Below are 18178 nucleotides of genomic sequence, written 5' to 3'. Positions count from 1 at the left end.
TCACCGCCAGAGCGATTGATAACTGGCGAACCGGCCTTGCAGTTTTGACAGCAGACGGTTGCCCCAACCGGGGTGGGGGATGTCTCCGGTGGCAAGTCGCTCCAGCGCCACTTCTACAGGACAGGGCAGGCCGGACACGGGGTCGCGATAACGCGGGTAGTCGATCAGTGCAGCGTGTACCAAGCCTTCGAGTCTGAGCTGGGCTGTGCGGCGCGCGGGAATATCACCGCGATCATCTGTGAGGCCCCAACCTGCGTAGAACGGCGCACCCAATGTGGTGACTTTGCAGCCGTGCAGCAGCGCTTCGAACCCCGTCAGTGAAGTCATGGTCCAGACTTCATCAACCTCTTCAAGTAGCGCCGCCATGTCGGCCTGAACCAGCACCATGTCGGCCAAAGCCTCTGCATCTTCGCGGGCAATACGGCCTTTGCGCAGGCCGGCTTCGACATCGGGGTGGGGCTTGTAAAGAATGCGCGCAGTTGGGTTGGCGGCACGGGCGGCTTTCAGCAGGGTGAGGTTGTTCGTGACACCAGTGGTGCCGGTGAGGATGGAGGCGTCGTCCTCGACCTGGCCAGGCACCAGAATGCGGTGACCATCGGGTAGATCGAAGGAGGTGCCACCAAGGTTGTACTTGGTAATGCGATGTTTTTTCAGGGCTTTGATCAGCCGTTCGGCACGGAGCTGTTGATCTGGACGCAATGTCGCGCGCTTGGCGATGAGCGTTTCAAGGCGGCTTTGCTGCGTCGGGTTGTAGTAGATGCCGAGGTCGTCGCAGACCAAAGACAGCGGCGGCACCAGTTCTGCGCCAAGACCACGAGACCGTAGGAAACCGTCTTCGATCCGTGTGGCACCCTCCGGCCCGGGTTTACTGGCCCAGACCATTGTGGGGCAGGAGTTGCGCGTTTTGTCGAAGGTCAGCGCCTTATGTTGGCCAAAGAACTTTTGCAGCGGTTTGCGTTTCCACAAGCGCATGCCATAGGCATTCCAGCCGTGGCGATCCTCGCGCCACGTGCGGGATTGGGCGGCGAGTTGTTCGAGGCTGTCTTCGAGTGCGCAGAGCTTGTCACGGCAGGGATCATACCATGTTGGGTAAAGGATCATTGCGGCAGCAAAAAGTTGCGCGCGGGTCAGGCGGCGTTGGCGGCGGTAGAGCGGGAACTCGTCCTGTGTAAGCTCCCAGCCGGCGTAGAATGGTTGGCCAAAAATGCGCGGTTTGTGACCGGCGAGAATGGCTTCGAAGCCAAGTTGTGAGGAGACCGTGTAGACGGCAATGGCACCGTCAAGCAGTATCCAGGGGCTGATAGGATCGGTGTAGAGCGCGACGTTGTCGCGGGTGTCTTTTTCACCGTAGTAACCCGCGCGGGCGCCGTTCTGGGTTTCTGGGTGGGTCTTGATCAGAATGCGCGCGCCGGGGTTTTCTTCTTGCGCCATCACCAGCATCTCTTGGAAGCGCAGATCATTGGCTCCAGAGGCCGTCACGGCGGCATCATCACGGGTTTGGTCGATCACCAGCACATAGCCCGGATCAGGCGCAGGCAGGTCCGGATCAACCGCGGCGTACTTTGTGAGGTGGGTTTCCTTGAGCCGTTCAATGGCGCCACGGGCGCGGTTCAAAAGGACCGTGTCGTCCAGCGGTTCGTGCTTGAGAAGGCGTTCTAGGTCAGAGGGTTGGCTTGGGTCGAAATGCGGACAGGTGCCATCGATCATCAGGCCGATCGGGGGCTCTTTGCCAGTGCGTCCGGGGAAGAGGGAGCGTAGGAAGGCGTCTTCGACATAAAGTTGCGATGCGCCGGTCTTTTCCGCCATAGCGTGGCCACGATGGGCCGTGGGGCTGTTGCCCCAGATCGCGATCAGGTCGTCGGACGTGGGGCGGCCAAAGCGCAGCTCATAGCCCGCGAGCGACAGAATGCGCCGTAGGCGTTTCTGGAAAAAGAAACCGCCATTGAATGCAAAAAGCCGCCGGGGATTGGTGTTCCCGGCGGCTTCTTCGGTTGTGGAGTCAAGCAAGGTTAGCCACCTGTGCTGATGCCGCCAACGGCCAGCAATGTGTCAGCCGAGGTCAGCGTGCCGGTGATGGCCGCAATGGTTTTGTTCCATGTGGTGATTGGTGCTTCGGTCACGTAGAGCGTATCGCCGTCGCGGACGATGAAGTCACGGGCGGTGAACATGCCGTTTGGCTTGGTCAGGTTCAGCACGTAGACCATGCGCTGTGCGCCATCGAGATCTTTGCGGCCCAACACATTGTTGGCAACCACGTCCGCTTCGTTGCGGAAGATGAACACGCCGGTTGGGTCACTGGAGGTGGCAAGCAAGCCGCCCACCTGAGCAATGGCCTCAATCGCGGAGAGGTCTTTGGTGAAGAAGTTCACGCGGCTCTGGGTGCCTGTGGCACCAAGGGCGGTGAAAGCGCGGGTGTCTTCTTCGACCAGAATGCGGTCGCCGCCGCGCAGGGCGATGTCGAGTTCCGGGTTGTCATACAGGTCCTGGAACCAGATTTGGCCGGTTTCCTTACCGCGCAGAACAGTGATCTGGGCGATCTCCGGCACGATGGTCACACCGCCAGCCTGCGCCAGCATGGTGGACAGTGTGCGGGTTGGGCGTTCGATGGGGTAGACGCCTTGCGCGCCCACGGTGCCCACCAGCGAGACGGTGGAGCCGTCACCGGCAGCGCGGCGGACTTCGACCTGTGGGTCCGGGGTCTGCTCTTCGAGTTTGGCGGAGATGATGCGGCGGATGCCTTCGGGCGTGTTGCCAGCGGCGCGGATGCGGCCGGCGTAGGGCACAAAGATAAAGCCGGCGCCATCAACCTGAACTTCTTCAAGCACCGCAGCCACTTGGCCCTCAGGACCGAGAAGCGGTTTGTCGACGTTTTCCCAAATCGTCAGGGCCAAGATGTCGCCAGGGCGAATCGTATCGGAGCCAAGTTGGCCGGCGTTTTTGAAGCTGTCGGAGAAACCAAGCGCAGGCACCACGGCGGTGGCGCGCGACACGCGGTCGTTCACTTCAACAATAAAGGCATCGCCTTCTTTCTGCACGGAACCCGCGTAGATTTCGCTTTTGTTGGGGCCGGAGCGCGGCACAAGGTTACACGCTGCAACGGTGCTCGCCAGAGTCAACACTACGGCGCACTTCCCCCATCGGGATGCAAAGGATTTCACTGCTCGGTCTCCTCGACCTGATTATTCTGCCTCAGTTTTTTGAGACAACTTACAGAAATCCTAACCAAAAATCCAGCGCTAGACCTTGTGGTCGCTACTTCACCAGACGCAACTGTTGCCGTGGTGCCGCTGTGCCGGCCGCCAACGCCTGATACGGGTCGTGGTCCGACAGCATCATGTCCACCACCTGGCGCATCAAACGGCGGCGGCCACGCGCGGAGTAAAAACCGCCGGGAACCTGACTGGTTTCAAGCAGATAGCGGCGATAAGTTTTGTAGGCGCGGTTGTCGGGCCGCATGGCAGCGGCGAAAAATTCCGGCAAAGACTGCGTGCTGACAAACTCGGGCTGGTTGAACACCGCGTCGCCAAAGGCCTTGATCGGAATGCCACGCCAGAGCACCTGTTGGGCGGCGGTGGAGTTCACGGTGACGGCGGTGCGGGTGTCATTCAGGAGCTGCGCAAGCTTGCCGCCGCGCACGTAGTGCACACGTTCGGACACGCCGAACTGCGCAGACAACTTGCGGATTTCTTTGCGTAGGGGCACGCGGCCATCCTCAAGAGGGTGGGCTTTGAACACCAGATGGTGATGCTGTGGCGCTCTTTCTGCGAAATTTTCGATCACCAGCGACAGAAAGTCGGTCATCGTGTCAAACGGTGAGTGCTTCTGAAAACTGCTGTCGTGTTCGAGTTGCAGCAATGCCAGATGATACGGGAATCCGCCGTAACGGATGCGCAGCGTGGCGATGCGGCGTTCGATGGCGTGAAACGGCATCAGCAGAAGTCGTTGCAAATACAGCTGAAATTCGCGTGTGACCGAAAGGGATCGGTGCGGTTTGAAATTACGGAACTTGCGGTTGGTGAACATCACAAACCAATGGTAGAGCGCGCCGTAGAAGACGTGGTGGCGCATGTCTCCCCAATGGCCCGGCGGCATCGGCGTTTCCATATCCGAGCCTTCCAGCGCTTTTTCCATCTGTGCGATGTCCATGTTCATCAGGCGGGAGTTGCCGTTGGAGCCGCCGCGCTCATAGGTGACCCAATAGGGGCGCAGATAGCCCTCTTCAAAGACATGCACGCGGATGCCAGCGGCTTTGGCGATTTCCACCGCCTGTGCATGGATCGGGCGCACGTCGCCATAGAGCACGATGTCGGTAACACCTTTGCCCGTCAGGATCTTTTTGTAAGTCTCCGGCCAGGCCTCGGGTGTGTCCAGATAAGGAATGAAGCTTTTTTGATGCGGCCAGAAGGCGCGATCCCCGGCGTTAAACCCAACTCGCCAGACTGTGGCGCCAGAGCGGCGCAACATACGTGCCAGCGCTGCAAAAAACGGCCCATGGGGGCCTTGCAGGAACAGGAACACTTTGTTGTCGCCGGACGGAATTGTCATAACGGTCAAACCTATACGCCTTCTCTTAAGGGAATGTTAGCCCAGCGGCGTGGCAAAAATATGGTCATGACTTGCTGCGGCTTGGGCGGCTTGTCTTGGGGCGGTTCGGGCTGTAGGTCTTAGGCCGATCACAGCTATGGAGCGCGGCCCGTGTTTACCGGAATTATCACTGACGTTGGCGAAATTGTTGCCCTGGAGCAGCGCGGCGATCTGAAGGCGCGCATCAAGACGGCCTATGACACCAAAGGCATTGAGCTGGGCGCATCGATTGCCAGCGATGGGGTGTGTCTCACAGTGATTGCCCTCGGGGATGACTGGTATGATGTTGAAATTTCAGCGGAAACCGTCTCCAAAACTAATCTTGGCGATTGGCGTGAAGGCCGGCTGGTGAACCTGGAACGCGCTTTGAAAGTGGGCGACGAGTTGGGTGGGCATATCGTGTCCGGCCATGTCGATGGCGTGGCGGAAATTGTCGCTATGAAGGACGAGGGTGACAGCACGCGGTTTACTTTCAAAGCCCCGGAAAGCCTGGCAAAATTCATTGCGCCCAAAGGCTCTGTGGCGCTGAATGGCACGTCTTTGACGGTGAATGAGGTCGATGGCTGTGACTTTGGCGTGAATATCATTCCGCACACCAAAGAGGTCACCACCTGGGGGCATGCCAAAGTCGGCGACAAGATCAACCTCGAGATTGACACCTTGGCGCGCTATGTGGCGCGGCTTGCGGAGATGTCGTCTTAAGCCATCGAACGGTGGAGGCAACACGTCGGTATAGCGTCTGTATCGCAGCTGTTTTGCGGAGGTGCGTTTTTGGCGCCTGTTGCATCGGTGGCTGGCGTTAAGATTTTGAAGGCCGGGGGCCAGCCCCCAGACCCCCGGGATATTTTGGGACTGTGAATGCTGGACCGTGCATTTAGAGGCGGGTCTTGCAGTCTGTCATTCAACGCCCCAATTTTTGGGGGAGCAATGCGCGGGACAGGTGAGATGCAGCTGGATCAGATTTGGCAGAACTACAGCGGTGCCTTGCGGGGCTTTCTGCGCAAGCGGGTGGCCAATGAGGCGGATGTGGATGACTTGCTGCAGGACATCCTGATCAAGACCCATGCGCATTTGTCTGACGTCCGTGATCCGGCGGCGCTAAGGGCCTGGCTGTTTCAGGTGGCACGCAACGCGACGGTGGATTTTTACCGCGCGCGAGGCAAGGCACAGGCGGTGAATGCGGATGACCTTTGGTACGGCGACGCTGAAGAAGCGGGTGCGCTGCGGGAGTTGGAGGGCTGCGTGCGCGTGTTTCTATCTGCGCTGCCTGAGGAAGATGCGGAGCTGCTGCGGGCGGTGGACTTGGACGGGCGGCGTCAGAAAGAGGTCGCCGCTGAAATGGGATTGGCCTACAGCACGCTCAAATCCCGCGTGAAGGCCGCGCGGGAGAAGATGGCGGAGCAGTATCGGGCCTGCTGTGCGTTAGAGCTGGGCGCCAAGGGAGAGATCCTGGAGGCGACGCCCAGAGAAAAGCGTTGTGGCGGGTGTTGAGCCAGATCAGCGGTTGAAGAACTTGCCTTCCAACTCCTGACGCAGGCGCAGGCGTTCGGGATATTCTTGCAGGAACTGTTCTGGTGGTTTGCCTTCCCAAACCTGGGCAAAGACGCGCATCTTGTTGCCGCCGTAGATTTTGGCGAGGTCTTCGTTGGTGTAGCCGCGCCCCCAGAGATCGTCGGTGATGGCGGCGAGGATTTTCGCGAGTTCGCCGTTGCCGGTGGCGCCTTTGTTAAACGCGTCGATCATATAGCCGCCGTCGTTGTACATGTCAGCGTTGGCTTTGGCGAAGTCGACCACCAGCTGGGTGGAGAACATGTCATCGGTGGCGATGCCGACGTGGTCCACGCCCACCAGCTTCACATAGTAGTCGATCATGTCCGCGGCCTGTGTAGGGGAGATGTTGTCCGGCCAGATGCCGTCCATCATCCATTCCGTAAATGTGGGCGAGATGTAGCCGCCGGATTTGGCCGCGCGCAGGGCTTCGTCATCGGGGATGGTGCGGTAGCAGCCTTGCGGCGTGGCATCGGGTTCATTTTTGTAGAGACCCGCCGGGACGGAGTGGGTGTAAACGTAAGGCACGCCGGGGTAGGTTTCATCCATGTAGTCCATGGCGTCATTGGCGGTTTTGGACCCGGTGTGGCTGAGATCCAATAAGATGCCAAAGCGCACCATTTCATCGATCACCTTTTTGCCCCACGGCGTGAGGCCAATGTCGCGACCATTTTGGGCGGCCAACTGGCCAGAGCCAGTGCGGAAGATGTCGTTGTAAGCGAGGATCATGGATTTTATGCCAATGTCCTTGAGGGCCGCCATCTTTTTCAGATCGCCGTTGAGGATGGTGGCGGTCTGGCTGTTCCAGATCACCGCGGTTTTGCCTTGAAGATGCGCGGCCTCGATGTCGCGGGTTTCGTTCACAATAAGGTAGTTTTCCGGCTGCTGCGCCATGGCGGCGCGGAAGTGGTAGTGCTGCTCCAGAAAGGTCTCCCAGGACATGTCGGCGGCGGCGAGGGTCATTTCATGGCCGGTGATGCCGTTGTCTCGCGCCCGTTGGAAGTAGCTGTGTAACTGCTCATATTCGGTCCAGCCGGTGCCGTAGGGGCTGGCCAACATGCCAAGCACAATGGTGTCTTTCACAAACTGCGTGGCTTCCGGGCTGGCCTCCCAGGTTTTACTTTCTTCGCTGCCAAAGGCAGGCAGGGCGAGGCAGGCGGCGGCCAGGGCGGCAAAAGATACAGTGCGCAAAGACATGGGGCTCTCCAAAAAAATACGTGAAATTTAAAGGCAGTATGCGGAGGGATCGCAGAAAAACCAAGGCTGATGAGAAAAGTTTGAGAAATCCGTCGTCTTTTCCCGGTCCCGCGCGTCTTCAGGTCAAAGAGATCAAAAGGACAAAGACAATGATCAGAATTGTAAGCTTCAAAATCTGCCCGTTTGTGCAACGGGTCACGGCGCTGCTGGAGGCCAAAGGGTTGGACTATCAGGTCGAGTACATCTCGCTGTCGGACAAGCCACAGTGGTTTTTGGACATCTCGCCCAATGGGCAGGTGCCGGTGATGGTGACCGAGGGTGGCGTGGCGCTGTTTGAGAGTGAGGCCATCATTGAGTATATCGAAGAGGCGTATGCACCGCTTCAGGCGAATGTCTCGCTGGAGCAGAAGGCGTTGAACCGAGCGTGGAGTTACTTGGCGGCAAAGAATTACCTTGTGCAATGTGGCACCATGCGCAGCCGGGATGCGGAAACCTTGGCGGAGAAATCGGCGAAACTTGGCACAGCCTTTGACAAGATCGAAGAGGCGCTTGGCGAGGGGCCGTTCTTCGGCGGTGAGCAAATCGGTGTCGTGGATATTGCCTGGCTGGTGCTGCTGCACCGGGCGCAGATCATCACGGATCACACCGGCTATGATTTTCTCGAAGGGCGTCCCAAAACCCAGGCCTGGCAGGCAGCGATCATGGAAACTGGCCTGGCGCAGAAAGCGGTTTCCGAGGACTTTGAAGAGGCCTTCACCAGCTTCTATCTGGCGGATGTGACCTATCTTGGGCGCGGGATGAAAGACGAAGCGCCGCACGTGGCCGCGGTAAGGGGCTGCGGAACCGCCGCTTCTGGGTGCTGTTAAGTCTTCTCCTTCCCCAAATATCCCGGGGATGAATTGGCATCGCCAAGAAGGGGCAGCGCCCCTTTTCAGGCTCAGCACAGGCTGAGCCTGACTGCCAACCCAAAAGTGAGCGCAAACACCCGCGTGCTTGCGCATCCGCGCACAATGCCGTTGCGTTTTTGAGCGCCGGGGCGTCGTGGCTGCACTGGCAATCGCTTGCCGCATAGTCTATCTCAGCCGCAACCAAGCGGAGAGACCTTATGTCCTTTGAACAGCCCGGACCCGTTGAGCAGAGCCTGCGCGACGCGATCAGCCCAATTGAAGAGATCATTGCCGACGCCAAAGCGGGCAAGATGTATATCCTTGTGGACCATGAAGATCGCGAGAACGAAGGCGATCTGATCATCCCGGCCGAATTTGCCGACGCGGATGCGATCAACTTCATGGCCACGCACGGGCGCGGGCTGATCTGTCTGCCAATGACGGCCGAGCGCATTGACCGTCTGGGCCTGCCGATGATGGCGGTGAACAACTCGTCCCGTCACGAAACCGCCTTCACCGTGTCGATTGAGGCGCGCGAAGGGGTGAGCACCGGGATTTCTGCCGGCGACCGCGCGCTGACCATTGCCACGGCGATCAACGAGCAGAACACCATGGCGGCAATTGCCACGCCGGGTCACGTGTTCCCGCTGCGCGCCAAGCGTGGCGGCGTGCTGGTGCGGGCTGGGCACACCGAAGCGTCGGTGGATATTTCCCGTCTGGCCGGCTGTCACCCCAGCGCGGTGATCTGTGAGATCATGAACGAAGACGGCACCATGTCGCGTCTGCCGGAGTTGGTCGAGTTTGCCAAGAAGCACGACATGAAGATTGGTACGATCAGCGATCTGATCGCCTATCGCTCGCGCAACGACAATGAGGTGGTTGAAACCTCGCGCGAAACTGTGACGTCTGAGTATGGCGGCGACTGGGAGATGCGGATTTTCACCGACCAGATCCACGGCATTGAGCACGTTGTGATGATCAAAGGCGACATTAGCACCGATGCACCGGTTCTGGCGCGGACCCATGCGTTGCATGAAGCGAGCGATGTATTGGGTTTGGGCCCGAAGTCTGTAAACGAGTTGCCTGCGGCGATGCGCAAGATTGCCGAAGAGGGCCGGGGCGTTGTCTGCCTGTTCCGCGAAGTACGCCACAGCCTTTATGCGGAAGAGGACGAAGGCCCACGCACGGTGAAGCGCACCGGTCTGGGCGCGCAGATCCTGTCCAATCTGGGCTGTTCTGAGCTGATCCTGCTGACGGACAGTCCGCAAACAAAGTATCTTGGTCTGGACGCCTATGGGCTGTCCATTGTGGGCACACGCCCGATCCTGACGGAGGAATAAGTCATGGCTGGCGCTGAAAAACACTACATCATGCCGCGTGCGGAATTTGATAAGCCGGTGAAGCTGGCGATTGTGATGTCGCCTTATTACAAGGACATCGCCGACAATATGCTCGCCGGTGCTGTGGCCGAGATCGAAGCGGTAGGTGGCACCTATGAGGTGGTTGAAGTGCCCGGCGCGCTCGAAATCCCAACCGCAATTGGCATCGCCGAGCGCATGAGCAACTTTGATGGCTATGTGGCTTTGGGCTGTGTCATTCGGGGTGAAACTACACACTATGAAACCGTGTGCAACGACAGCTCGCGCGCGATCCAACTCTTGGGCCTGCAAGGTCTGTGCATTGGCAATGGCATCTTGACCGTGGAAAACCGCAAGCAGGCCGAAGTGCGTGCCGATCCTAAGGATCAAAACAAAGGCTGCGGCGCGGCGGCTGCGGCCTTGCATCTTGTGGCGTTGAGCCGTAAGTGGGGCGCTCAGCGCAAGGGAGTCGGCTTTATGCCCGCTTCTGAGGAAATCAAGATCGCTGGTGAACTCAAGGACAATCCGACGGCATGACCCTATCCGGTAACCAGAAACGCAAGATGAAATCCGCTTCCCGCCTTTATGCGGTGCAGGCGCTCTTTCAGATGGAGCACTCCGGCCAGACCGTGGATCAGGTGCGGGTGGAGTTTCTGGATCACCGGTTTGGTGCCGAGGTGGACGATGGCACTGACATGATCGAAGGCGATGTGGATCACTTCCGCAAAACCATCGAAGATGCGGTGAACTATCAGGCGCCGATTGACCAGATGACCGACCGCGCTCTGGTGGCGAAGTGGCCAATTGATCGGATCGACCCAACCCTGCGGGCGCTGTTCCGTGCGGCGGGTGCCGAGCTGTTGCAAAGCGACGTGCCAGCCAAAGTGGCGATCACTGAATATGTGGCGATTGCCAACGCCTTCTTCCCGGACGGCAAAGAGGGCAAATTTGTGAACGCGGTGCTGGATCACATGGCGCGCGAAGCCAAGCCAGAGGCGTTTTAGGGCGGTTTATCCTCCGTTAACTTTGCTAAGTCACTGTGGCGCGCAATCGGAAGGTTGCGCGTTTTTTGCGCTTTGGCCCAGGTGCGGCCAATGTGTCGCGCAGCTGTGACTTGCCGTTTTGAAACGGCTGTCGTTTAATGGTGTGTGAGGAGGCACTGCCATGCCAAAGCTGATTTCACTCTACATCCGTCAGGTGGCCATCGGGTTCGCCATTTCCGCCGCTTTTGTGGCGATGCTGCTGTATTTTAACGTGGCCAATCTCTGGCACCTGGTGAGCAGTAGCTCTGAAGGCATTTTGGCGGTGATCGTCATGTGGGTGCTCAACGGCATTGTCTTTGCCGGGGTGCAGTTTGGCATTGCGATCATGCGCATGAAGGATGACAGCCAGCCTGGTGGTGGCAAGCGCAGCGCGCTGCCGGTGATGCTGGCGGAGCCGGTGCCGGTCAAGATTGACCGCCGCACCCGGCAACAGCGTCAGATCCGTCGCTGATCACTCCCAGACTGTCAGGATCTCTTCCAAAGGTTTTTTGATTTTCGCGACCGCGGGTACTTGGGCGTCTGCGCGTGCCTTGCCAACGGCGAGGATCATGATTGGCTTTTCGGACGCTGGGCGGTTCAGCGTGCCGTTGAGAAATTTCATCGGGTTGGGCGTGTGGGTCAGCACCGATAGGCCCGCGTGGTGCAGGGCGGCAATCAGGAAGCCGCAAGCAATGCCGACGCTCTCCGGCACATAGTAGTTCTTGTAGCGGGTGCCGTCCTCAAACTCGCCATAGCGTTGGGCAAAGACCACAATCAGCCACGGCGCATCTGTCAGATGGGGTTTGTGGTCGTTGGTGCCGATGGGCTCGAGTGCTTTGATCCATTCATCCCCGGCGCCGCCGTCATAAAACTTGCGCTCTTCTTCCTCGGCCTCCGCCCGGATGCGGGCCTTGAGCGCTGGATTGGAAATTGCGGCAAAGCTCCACGGCTGGTGATTGGCGCCAGAGGGCGCGCGGCCAGCGGTCTTGATACAGGTTTCGATGATGTCGCGTGGGATCGGTGTGGTGTCATAGTCGCGCACGGTGTGGCGCTGTGCCATGACATCAAAAAACGCCTGCGCCGCTTTGCGGGATGCCGCGTCATCCAAGTCAACATGATCGGGCAGGGGGATCGGGTCATAGGCGAGGGCGTCGCGGGAAAACATGGCTGGCTCCTTTTAGTTGCCAGCGAGCTTAGGGATGTGGCGCGGCGGCGCAAGGGCCGCCGCAACCGGGGTCATTCCATGCTGTGCAGATTGGACAGGAAGCCGTGCCAGCCTTTATCCAGAGCCATGACAAGGCCAAATCCATCCACGTCGGTAGGCAGGCCAGAGTGGATCAACGTCAGGCGGGTGCCGCCGGGGGCCTCAGTCAGTTCCCACTCCACAGTGCTCATGCTGCCGTTCATCGGGCCAACGGTGAAATCCCACTTCATGTAGTCATGCGGGCGAGCTTCGACCACTTTGCCCCAACACATGCGGTCGCCGTCTTTTTGCGAGCGCAGTGTGTAGTCTTCCCCCTCAGCAAGGTCCTGTTCCGCGGGGTGGAACCATTCGTTGAGCAGGTCCGCTTTGGTCAGGAACTCCCAGACGCGGGCCTTGGGCGCAGCCAGAAAGACCGATTTGCGAATGGTGGTGTCCTGAGAAAGTTCAGCCATTGTTGTGTCCAGTGTCATCTGTCGTTTCCTTTTCAATTGCAGTTTTCAATGCGTCGAGACGGTCGTCCCAGAACTGGTCAAACCAGCCCATCCACTCCAACGCAGGTTTGAGCGCCAATGCGTTGAGAGAATTGACTTTTTCCCGGCCGCGCGGGGCAACGGTGATCAACCCACCGTCGCTGAGCACCACAAGGTGTTTCTTCACGGCGGCGCGGGTCATGGCAAAGTTGTCGGCCACCTCTGCGATGGTCATGGGTTCCTGGCCTAACAGGCGCAGGATGTCGCGACGGGTAGGGTCGCCAAGGGCGCGGAACACGGGTTGTAAGGCGTCGGGCATAGCTGTCTCGCTCAAGTGATACCATTTGGTATCTCAATATATATGATACCATTTGGTATTGAGTCAAGCATGTTCAGGGGTTTTGGGGGAAGGGTGTCGCAGGTGTCACCTCGCGGGTTGTGCGACACCTCAAAGACGGGCAACAGTGCAGGAGACGTTAGAAATCCAAAAATACAGGTGTTTTCAGGCTCGTGGCACGTAGACTTTCCTCTCAGGCTCTGGCCACGGGTAGCATCCTTGTCGCGCTTGCTGTGCTTGCTATGAAAATCGTCGCCTGGCGCCTCACCGGGTCAGTTGCTCTGTATTCCGATGCGATGGAATCCTTTGTGAATGTGGCCGGGGCCGTGTTGGCTTGGGGGGCAATTTGGTTTGCGGAACGGCCGGCGGACAAAGGGCATCCCTTTGGGCATCACAAGGCAGAGAATTTCTCTGCCATTGCCGAAGGCTCGCTCATTGTGGTGGCGGCGGTCTTGATTTTGCAGGAGGCTGTGATGGCCCTTGGTGCGACGGCCCACCCGGAGATCGGTGCCATTGGTTTGGGCGTGAGCGGTGTTGCTCTGGTGCTGAACTTCGTTTGGGCGCGGGTCTTGATTGGGGCAGGGCAAAAGCGGCGCTCGCCTGCACTGGAGGCCAACGGGCGTCACTTGATGACAGACGTTTGGACCACGGCAGGTGTTTTGGTGGGATTGATGCTGGTTGCTGTGACCGAGTGGCACATCCTGGACTCACTTCTTGCGGCTGTGGTGGCGCTCAACATTCTCCGAGAAGGCTGGAAAGTTGTGGTCTCCTCCGCCGGTGATCTGATGGATTCGTCGGTGGCGTCCGAGGAACGTGAGGTGATTGAGACCGCTGTGCGAGGGGCCTCCCAAGGTGCTTTGCAAATTCATGACCTGAGAACACGGCGCGCTGGTCGGGTGGTGTTCATCGAGTTTCATCTGGTGGTTGATGGACACATGACCGTGCACCGCGCCCATGAGATCTGCGACGCGATTGAGGACAGCATTCAGGCGCAAATTCCCGAGGCACGCACGACAATTCACGTGGAGCCGGATGACATGCTGGAGGCAAGTGGGCTAGAGCCGGAATGAGCAAGAGATTTACTTTGCAACGGGACAATCAATAGCTGCATTCTAATTTGAATTTGTGAGGATTGATTGACGCGGGGTTGTGTCTGTCTATCGTGCAAGAGATTTGAAATACAGGTGCACAACATGCAATGGGTGCTGCAAGATTTTGAAGACACACGGAAACTTGGGGATGCGCTCACGTCATTGGGGCGAGATGTCAGTTGGCACAAAATTGTACCGTTTGTAGGAGAACTGGCGCCTCCGCCGGTGATTAAGGATCCGCAGGCCGTGGTCTTGTTCGGGGCTTATAGTATGTGGAAATATGCTGAAGCACAGGGGTTAAAACCTGGAGTATTCCGTATCGCACCGTTTCTTCAGCAGTCTGTTTGGCATCCGTTTTTGCTAAATGGCGCGGATGCGCAGGTGATGCCGTTTGGCGAGTGCGCAAGTCGTCTCGATGGGGTGGACAGGCTTTGGTTTTTACGACCGGTGGAAGATAGCAAAGAAATCCCTGGGCGGGTGATGGCGGCTCAAGAGATTGCGGATTTGTCGGCGCGCGTAGCCGCCTTGCCAGAAGATGAACTGCCGGTTGGCTCCCTGCGGGCGGACACGATGGTCATGTTGACAGAACCGCAAGCCATTGACGAGGAATGGCGCCTTTGGGTGGTTGCGGACTGCATTGTCACCTACTCGCGCTACAAGCAGTCGGGGCAGGTTGGCTATGTGCATGACATACCGGAGGACGCACTTCGTTTTGGACAGAAGATGGCGCAGCTTAACAGTGGGTATGCGCCTGCTTACGTGATGGATATTTGTCGAACAGAAAGAGGACTGCGTATTATCGAGACAAACGGCATCAATGCCGCCGGCTTCTATGCAGCGGACTTGGAGCCTTTGATCCATGCAATAGAGCGACTGTGTGAGGTGTAAAGTGGCGGGCCCGCAAACGCAGCCGTGTGGTTATCTCATTCCCGAGGACCTGTATATACAGGTGGGCGCCAGGTAACCAGGCCAGGACCAGGACAGAGCCAGCTCCCTCGGAATTGCTTAAGGCCACCGGAATGCAACCGTATCACGAGAAGGGCAGCACCCGCCGACCCTCTATCTAGGCGCAGCGCAGGGACGGTGCAAGGGGCAGGGGGCGCAAATCGCCCCTTGCAATTTGTTCTCCAAATGTTCACGCTACCCTCATGGAAGACACATCCCTCATCGCCTTGCAGCCCGGCCAATTGCTTGCCCGTGGAGTTAGTCGCCACCTGCGCAGCCATGGCTATGTCTCGATTGAGGAGTTTGTGCCGGCGCGGGGCTTGCGCGTGGATGTGATGGCGCTGGGGCCCAAAGGCGAGCTTTGGGTGATTGAATGCAAATCCAGCCGGGCCGATTTTCAATCTGACAACAAATGGCAGGGCTATCTGGAGTGGTGTGATCGGTATTTCTGGGCGGTGGACACGGAGTTTCCGACCGATTTGTTGCCGGAGGGCACGGGGCTGATCTTTGCAGATGCTTATGACGCGGAAATCATTCGCATGGCGCCGGAGGACAAGCTGGCCCCGGCGCGGCGTAAAAAGATGATCCAGAAGTTTGCCACCGACGCGGCGCGGCGTCTTCAGCGCTTTCGCGATCCCAAGCTGTCGCCGATGCCAAATGAGGAGGACGGCCTATGATGGTCAAGTTTTACTATCCGGATGGCGATTGGTGTTACCGCGCGATCCATACCGTGCATGCGGTGTTCCACAACACAGAAGGCAAACTGATTGCGCGCGCAGAAAAAGGCGACCGCAACGGGTACTATGAATTTGAGATCACCGGATTTGAACTCAAAGGGCCAGGCGAAATCCTCACCTGACCCTGAACATTCTCAGTCCCCAAATATCCCGGGGAAGAGGTGCAGCGTGCTGCGGCGGAGGGGCTGGCCCCTCCTGTGCGTTTACTTTGCCATCTGGCGCGCGGTGGCAGCGGCCGCACGGATTTCTTCGGCAATTTCTTCGGCTTCTTCGGGATCAAAATCCATTGGGATCTCAATGCCTGCCCCTTCGATGTAAATCCGCACAAAGCCCTGATCTGTCGGGCCGATTTGCAGGTTGGCTTCGATGTCGCTTTCGGTGTTGATGCCCATGTCTGTCTCCTGGCGGATGTGGGGCCCCGCGGGGCGCGTTCTCTTACGTTGGGAAATCGGGTATCGTGATCGGGGACCAAAGGCAAGAATACTGCGGTTGGTGGTGCGTCCAGAACGGACGGGGGAGCGATCATGATTGGCAATATCACGCTGCGTCCCTTTGCGGAGGCGGATCTCGATTGGCTGGTAGAGGCCCATGCCACGCTCTATGCGCGGGACGAGGGGTTTGACGACAGTTTTGGACCCTTAGTGGAGACCATTCTGCGCCGGTTCCTGCTGGAACATGATGATGTGCGCGAGCGCGGCTGGGTGGCGGCGCATGACGGGCACCGGTTGGGCAGCATATTCTGTGTGGAAAGTCCGCAACCGAGCTGGGCCAAGCTGCGTCTGTTTCTGGTGCTACCGCAGGCGCGGGGATTCGGCCTGGGGCAGCATCTGTTGGACACATGTTTGGGGTTTGCGCGGGGCGTGGGCTATGACGGGATGACGCTCTGGACCCACAAAAGCCACGCCGCAGCCTGTGCGCTTTATGAAAAAAACGGCTTTGCGCTTGAGGCGGAGAAGCCGGTGACAAGCTTTGGGTGCAGTCTGATCGAACAAACCTACAAAATTACATTTTAGGTGCTTGCATCCCCCGAACGGGGACGGTAAACCGCCCTTGTTGCCGCCTTAGCTCAGTTGGTTAGAGCACTGGTTTGTGGAACCAGGGGTCCTCCGTTCGAGCCGGAGAGGCGGTACCACCCCCCCCCTTTTATTCTTCTCGCCAAACTTACTGCGCTGCTGTGCGGGGCTTTGTCCTGTGTCGGAAATGTGGGGCGGTTGAGGGAGGACAGACCCTGCAACCACCCCGAAGATTGACGCACCTATGGGGATGTGAGTGCGTCAATGGATGTCGATGGGGGGATGACCCATCAACAAGACGTGTCCGTCGGCTCTCGGACCTAGGCGGTCACACAATAGCCGCGGGCTCGGTAAGCTTCGGCGATGCGGAAGCAGACCCCTCGGAAGGTCACTTCTTTGGTGAGAATGTCCTGATCTGGCACGGCGCCGTCGCGCAGGAACGCAGAAGAGGCGAGCACTATGGCGTGCAGCGCTTCTCCGGATGTGCCGTAGCCGAAGTAGTCGGCAACCGCGTCTTCGATGTCGAACGGGATTTGGGCAAACTCGGGGTGCTGTGCCAGCATGGTGTTGAGAAACTCGGTCCAAATGTTGCCCTGCACACTGAAAATGCGGCTGGGATCCCCGACAGTTTGCGGGGCAAAGGCTGCGGCCGGGCGCATCATACCTGGCACCATGTGCAAGGCGGAGACGGATTTTGCGGCATCGGATGGGCCTCCGGTGGCAGAGTTTAGATCACAAAGTGTGGCAAGCCGCAGGTCCAGACGTTCCATCACCCGATCCATATGACAGGCTAGCGCGCAGTCTCCCCCGGGCCAGTCCTCGCCTTCGCCTGCCATATGCAGACCAACCGCATCACCTGTGTCCGGGTCAATCCAGCAAGCGCCGCTGTCCCCGGGCAGGGTGAGCGTCGCATGCGGGGCGGCGAGGTCTTGCGGGATCAGTCGGAAGCCGTCGATCTCCACGGTTTTGCTGCGGCCGTTGCGCTGCGTATGCACCACCTTGTAGGTGCCAATGCCGTCCACCCGCGCGCGGGTCAGGCCGGTGGTACGGCCGAATTTGCACAGGATTCGCCCCAGTGCAGTCGGTGCCACGCCGGTCAAAGGCAGGTTGAGCTGTTTTAAAGTCGGATGCCATGGGGTCGCACCGGTGAGCGTGGCAAAGGCGGCATCGCCGTGGCGCGACAACATGGATTTGTTCAGCCGCGCGATCGGCAGATCAGCTGTGCTGTGCCCATAGACCAGATCGCTGTCGGCGCCTTCCGGGGAGGACAACACGTGCCAGTTGGACAGGATGCCGGCTTTGCCACTGGCGCGGTCAATGGCAATGGCACCTATGGTGCCGGCATTGGCGCCGCGCCGTTGGCAGGGGCTGCCGGACAAAAGCGTGGCGGCGTAGGTGTTTTGGCTGTCGCCCTGATCCCGGTGCACCTTGTAGGTGCTGGTGACCACATCCACCGGAAATCCATTGATGCGACGCACAATGCGTTTGGCGGGGTCCAGTTCATCTTCCGGAAGTTTGGAGGTGACATGCACCCGCAGGCAGACTTTGGTGGTGGCCAGACCGCCAACCCGCTTGAACCCAATGTCATAGCCGGTCACATCGGCGCGGTCTCGGTACATCTCGCGCAGGGCCTCCAGTGCGTCCTGGCGGGCGTCGATGGCGGCGGTTTGCGCGGCGGATGTGCTCTCTGTTGGGCGGGGGCGGGACATTGGAACCTCCTCATTTGTCGTCTTTGAAACAAACTTGCCAAACCCACCGTTATTCTTGCGTGATTTGCGTTAATCG

The 18178-nt window shown here is 58.8% G+C and carries 21 protein-coding genes and 1 tRNA gene; 13 read left to right on the top strand and 9 right to left on the bottom strand.

Annotated elements, in window-relative coordinates; translation table 11 throughout:
- The 3 genes from SIB92_RS07060 to SIB92_RS07050 all read right to left on the bottom strand — a co-directional run bounded on the left by SIB92_RS07060 (position 1) and on the right by SIB92_RS07050 (position 4545).
- The gene (locus tag SIB92_RS07060) at positions 1 to 2007 is read right to left on the bottom strand and encodes a capsular polysaccharide biosynthesis protein (RefSeq protein ID WP_412555126.1); all 2007 of its coding nucleotides are present in this window, start codon (positions 2005 to 2007) and stop codon (positions 1 to 3) included.
- 2 nt (positions 2008 to 2009) lie between these two features.
- Positions 2010 to 3119 carry a polysaccharide biosynthesis/export family protein gene (locus SIB92_RS07055; RefSeq protein WP_412555125.1) on the bottom strand — a complete coding sequence of 370 codons (1110 nt, stop codon included), beginning with the start codon at positions 3117 to 3119 and terminating at the stop codon, positions 2010 to 2012.
- Positions 3120 to 3252: 133 nt separating this feature from the next.
- Positions 3253 to 4545: a capsule biosynthesis protein gene (locus tag SIB92_RS07050; protein WP_412555811.1), complete on the bottom strand. Its 1293-nt coding sequence runs from the start codon at positions 4543 to 4545 to the stop codon at positions 3253 to 3255.
- Between the two features lie 150 nt (positions 4546 to 4695).
- On the opposite strand from SIB92_RS07050, the gene SIB92_RS07045 reads away from it, so the two are divergent.
- Entirely contained in the window at positions 4696 to 5286 is a 591-nt protein-coding gene (locus tag SIB92_RS07045; RefSeq protein WP_412555124.1) for a riboflavin synthase, read from the top strand.
- A gap of 225 nt (positions 5287 to 5511) precedes the next feature.
- The gene (gene sigZ / locus SIB92_RS07040; RefSeq protein ID WP_412555123.1) at positions 5512 to 6075 is read left to right on the top strand and encodes an RNA polymerase sigma factor SigZ; all 564 of its coding nucleotides are present in this window, start codon (positions 5512 to 5514) and stop codon (positions 6073 to 6075) included.
- Positions 6076 to 6081: 6 nt separating this feature from the next.
- Here the strand turns inward: sigZ and SIB92_RS07035 are convergent, their stop codons facing one another.
- Complete coding sequence (locus SIB92_RS07035) at positions 6082 to 7329, bottom strand: membrane dipeptidase (RefSeq protein WP_412555122.1); 1248 nt, start codon at positions 7327 to 7329, stop codon at positions 6082 to 6084.
- Positions 7330 to 7478: 149 nt separating this feature from the next.
- Between SIB92_RS07035 and SIB92_RS07030 the strand changes: the two genes are divergently transcribed.
- The 5 genes from SIB92_RS07030 to SIB92_RS07010 all read left to right on the top strand — a co-directional run bounded on the left by SIB92_RS07030 (position 7479) and on the right by SIB92_RS07010 (position 11068).
- Complete coding sequence (locus SIB92_RS07030; RefSeq protein WP_412555121.1) at positions 7479 to 8195, top strand: glutathione S-transferase family protein; 717 nt, start codon at positions 7479 to 7481, stop codon at positions 8193 to 8195.
- A 239-nt stretch (positions 8196 to 8434) separates the two neighbouring features.
- On the top strand, positions 8435 to 9556 hold the full coding sequence (gene ribB / locus SIB92_RS07025) for a 3,4-dihydroxy-2-butanone-4-phosphate synthase (protein WP_412555120.1): 1122 nt from the start codon (positions 8435 to 8437) through the stop codon (positions 9554 to 9556).
- Between the two features lie 3 nt (positions 9557 to 9559).
- Positions 9560 to 10111, top strand: a complete 552-nt coding sequence (locus tag SIB92_RS07020; protein ID WP_412555119.1) for a 6,7-dimethyl-8-ribityllumazine synthase — start codon at positions 9560 to 9562, stop codon at positions 10109 to 10111.
- Positions 10108 to 10578 (top strand): transcription antitermination factor NusB, encoded by a 471-nt coding sequence (gene nusB / locus SIB92_RS07015; RefSeq protein WP_294114194.1) that lies wholly within the window; start codon positions 10108 to 10110, stop codon positions 10576 to 10578. Before SIB92_RS07020 ends, nusB begins: the two co-directional genes overlap by 4 nt.
- Before the next feature lie 160 nt (positions 10579 to 10738).
- The gene (locus SIB92_RS07010) at positions 10739 to 11068 is read left to right on the top strand and encodes a hypothetical protein (protein ID WP_412555118.1); all 330 of its coding nucleotides are present in this window, start codon (positions 10739 to 10741) and stop codon (positions 11066 to 11068) included.
- On the opposite strand, the gene SIB92_RS07005 is transcribed toward SIB92_RS07010, so the two are convergent.
- The 3 genes from SIB92_RS07005 to SIB92_RS06995 form a co-directional block, all read right to left on the bottom strand.
- Entirely contained in the window at positions 11069 to 11761 is a 693-nt protein-coding gene (locus SIB92_RS07005) for a nitroreductase family protein (protein ID WP_412555117.1), read from the bottom strand.
- Between the two features lie 71 nt (positions 11762 to 11832).
- Positions 11833 to 12252, bottom strand: coding sequence for an SRPBCC family protein (locus SIB92_RS07000; RefSeq protein ID WP_412555116.1), 420 nt, complete (start codon positions 12250 to 12252; stop codon positions 11833 to 11835).
- Positions 12245 to 12589: an ArsR/SmtB family transcription factor gene (locus tag SIB92_RS06995; protein ID WP_294114198.1), complete on the bottom strand. Its 345-nt coding sequence runs from the start codon at positions 12587 to 12589 to the stop codon at positions 12245 to 12247. Before SIB92_RS06995 ends, SIB92_RS07000 begins: the two co-directional genes overlap by 8 nt.
- Positions 12590 to 12780: 191 nt before the next feature.
- On the opposite strand from SIB92_RS06995, the gene SIB92_RS06990 reads away from it, so the two are divergent.
- The 4 genes from SIB92_RS06990 (at position 12781) to SIB92_RS06975 (ending at position 15502) form a co-directional block, all read left to right on the top strand.
- A complete protein-coding gene (locus SIB92_RS06990; protein WP_412555115.1) occupies positions 12781 to 13677 on the top strand; it encodes a cation diffusion facilitator family transporter in 897 nt (298 codons plus the stop codon).
- A 123-nt stretch (positions 13678 to 13800) separates the two neighbouring features.
- Positions 13801 to 14586, top strand: a complete 786-nt coding sequence (locus SIB92_RS06985) for an ATP-grasp domain-containing protein (RefSeq protein ID WP_412555114.1) — start codon at positions 13801 to 13803, stop codon at positions 14584 to 14586.
- 260 nt (positions 14587 to 14846) lie between these two features.
- The gene (locus SIB92_RS06980) at positions 14847 to 15320 is read left to right on the top strand and encodes an MmcB family DNA repair protein (RefSeq protein WP_412555113.1); all 474 of its coding nucleotides are present in this window, start codon (positions 14847 to 14849) and stop codon (positions 15318 to 15320) included.
- Complete coding sequence (locus SIB92_RS06975; RefSeq protein ID WP_412555112.1) at positions 15317 to 15502, top strand: hypothetical protein; 186 nt, start codon at positions 15317 to 15319, stop codon at positions 15500 to 15502. The genes SIB92_RS06980 and SIB92_RS06975 overlap by 4 nt, the downstream gene beginning before the upstream one ends.
- A gap of 81 nt (positions 15503 to 15583) precedes the next feature.
- On the opposite strand, the gene SIB92_RS06970 is transcribed toward SIB92_RS06975, so the two are convergent.
- A complete protein-coding gene (locus SIB92_RS06970; protein ID WP_412555111.1) occupies positions 15584 to 15772 on the bottom strand; it encodes a DUF6324 family protein in 189 nt (62 codons plus the stop codon).
- Positions 15773 to 15904: 132 nt separating this feature from the next.
- Between SIB92_RS06970 and SIB92_RS06965 the strand changes: the two genes are divergently transcribed.
- Together SIB92_RS06965 and SIB92_RS06960 are read left to right on the top strand one after the other, a co-directional pair.
- A complete protein-coding gene (locus tag SIB92_RS06965; protein WP_412555110.1) occupies positions 15905 to 16393 on the top strand; it encodes an N-acetyltransferase family protein in 489 nt (162 codons plus the stop codon).
- Between the two features lie 42 nt (positions 16394 to 16435).
- Positions 16436 to 16512, top strand: a tRNA-His gene (locus SIB92_RS06960).
- Between the two features lie 201 nt (positions 16513 to 16713).
- Here the strand turns inward: SIB92_RS06960 and SIB92_RS06955 are convergent.
- Entirely contained in the window at positions 16714 to 18102 is a 1389-nt protein-coding gene (locus tag SIB92_RS06955; RefSeq protein ID WP_412555109.1) for a hypothetical protein, read from the bottom strand.
- Positions 18103 to 18178 lie beyond the last annotated feature (76 nt).

Origin of the sequence: Shimia sp. MIT1388, from assembly GCF_047124445.1 — a bacterium.
In the GTDB taxonomy this organism is placed as follows: domain Bacteria; phylum Pseudomonadota; class Alphaproteobacteria; order Rhodobacterales; family Rhodobacteraceae; genus Shimia.
Note: the sequence above shows the minus strand (reverse complement) of the source record. Positions and strands in the feature narration are given on the sequence as shown.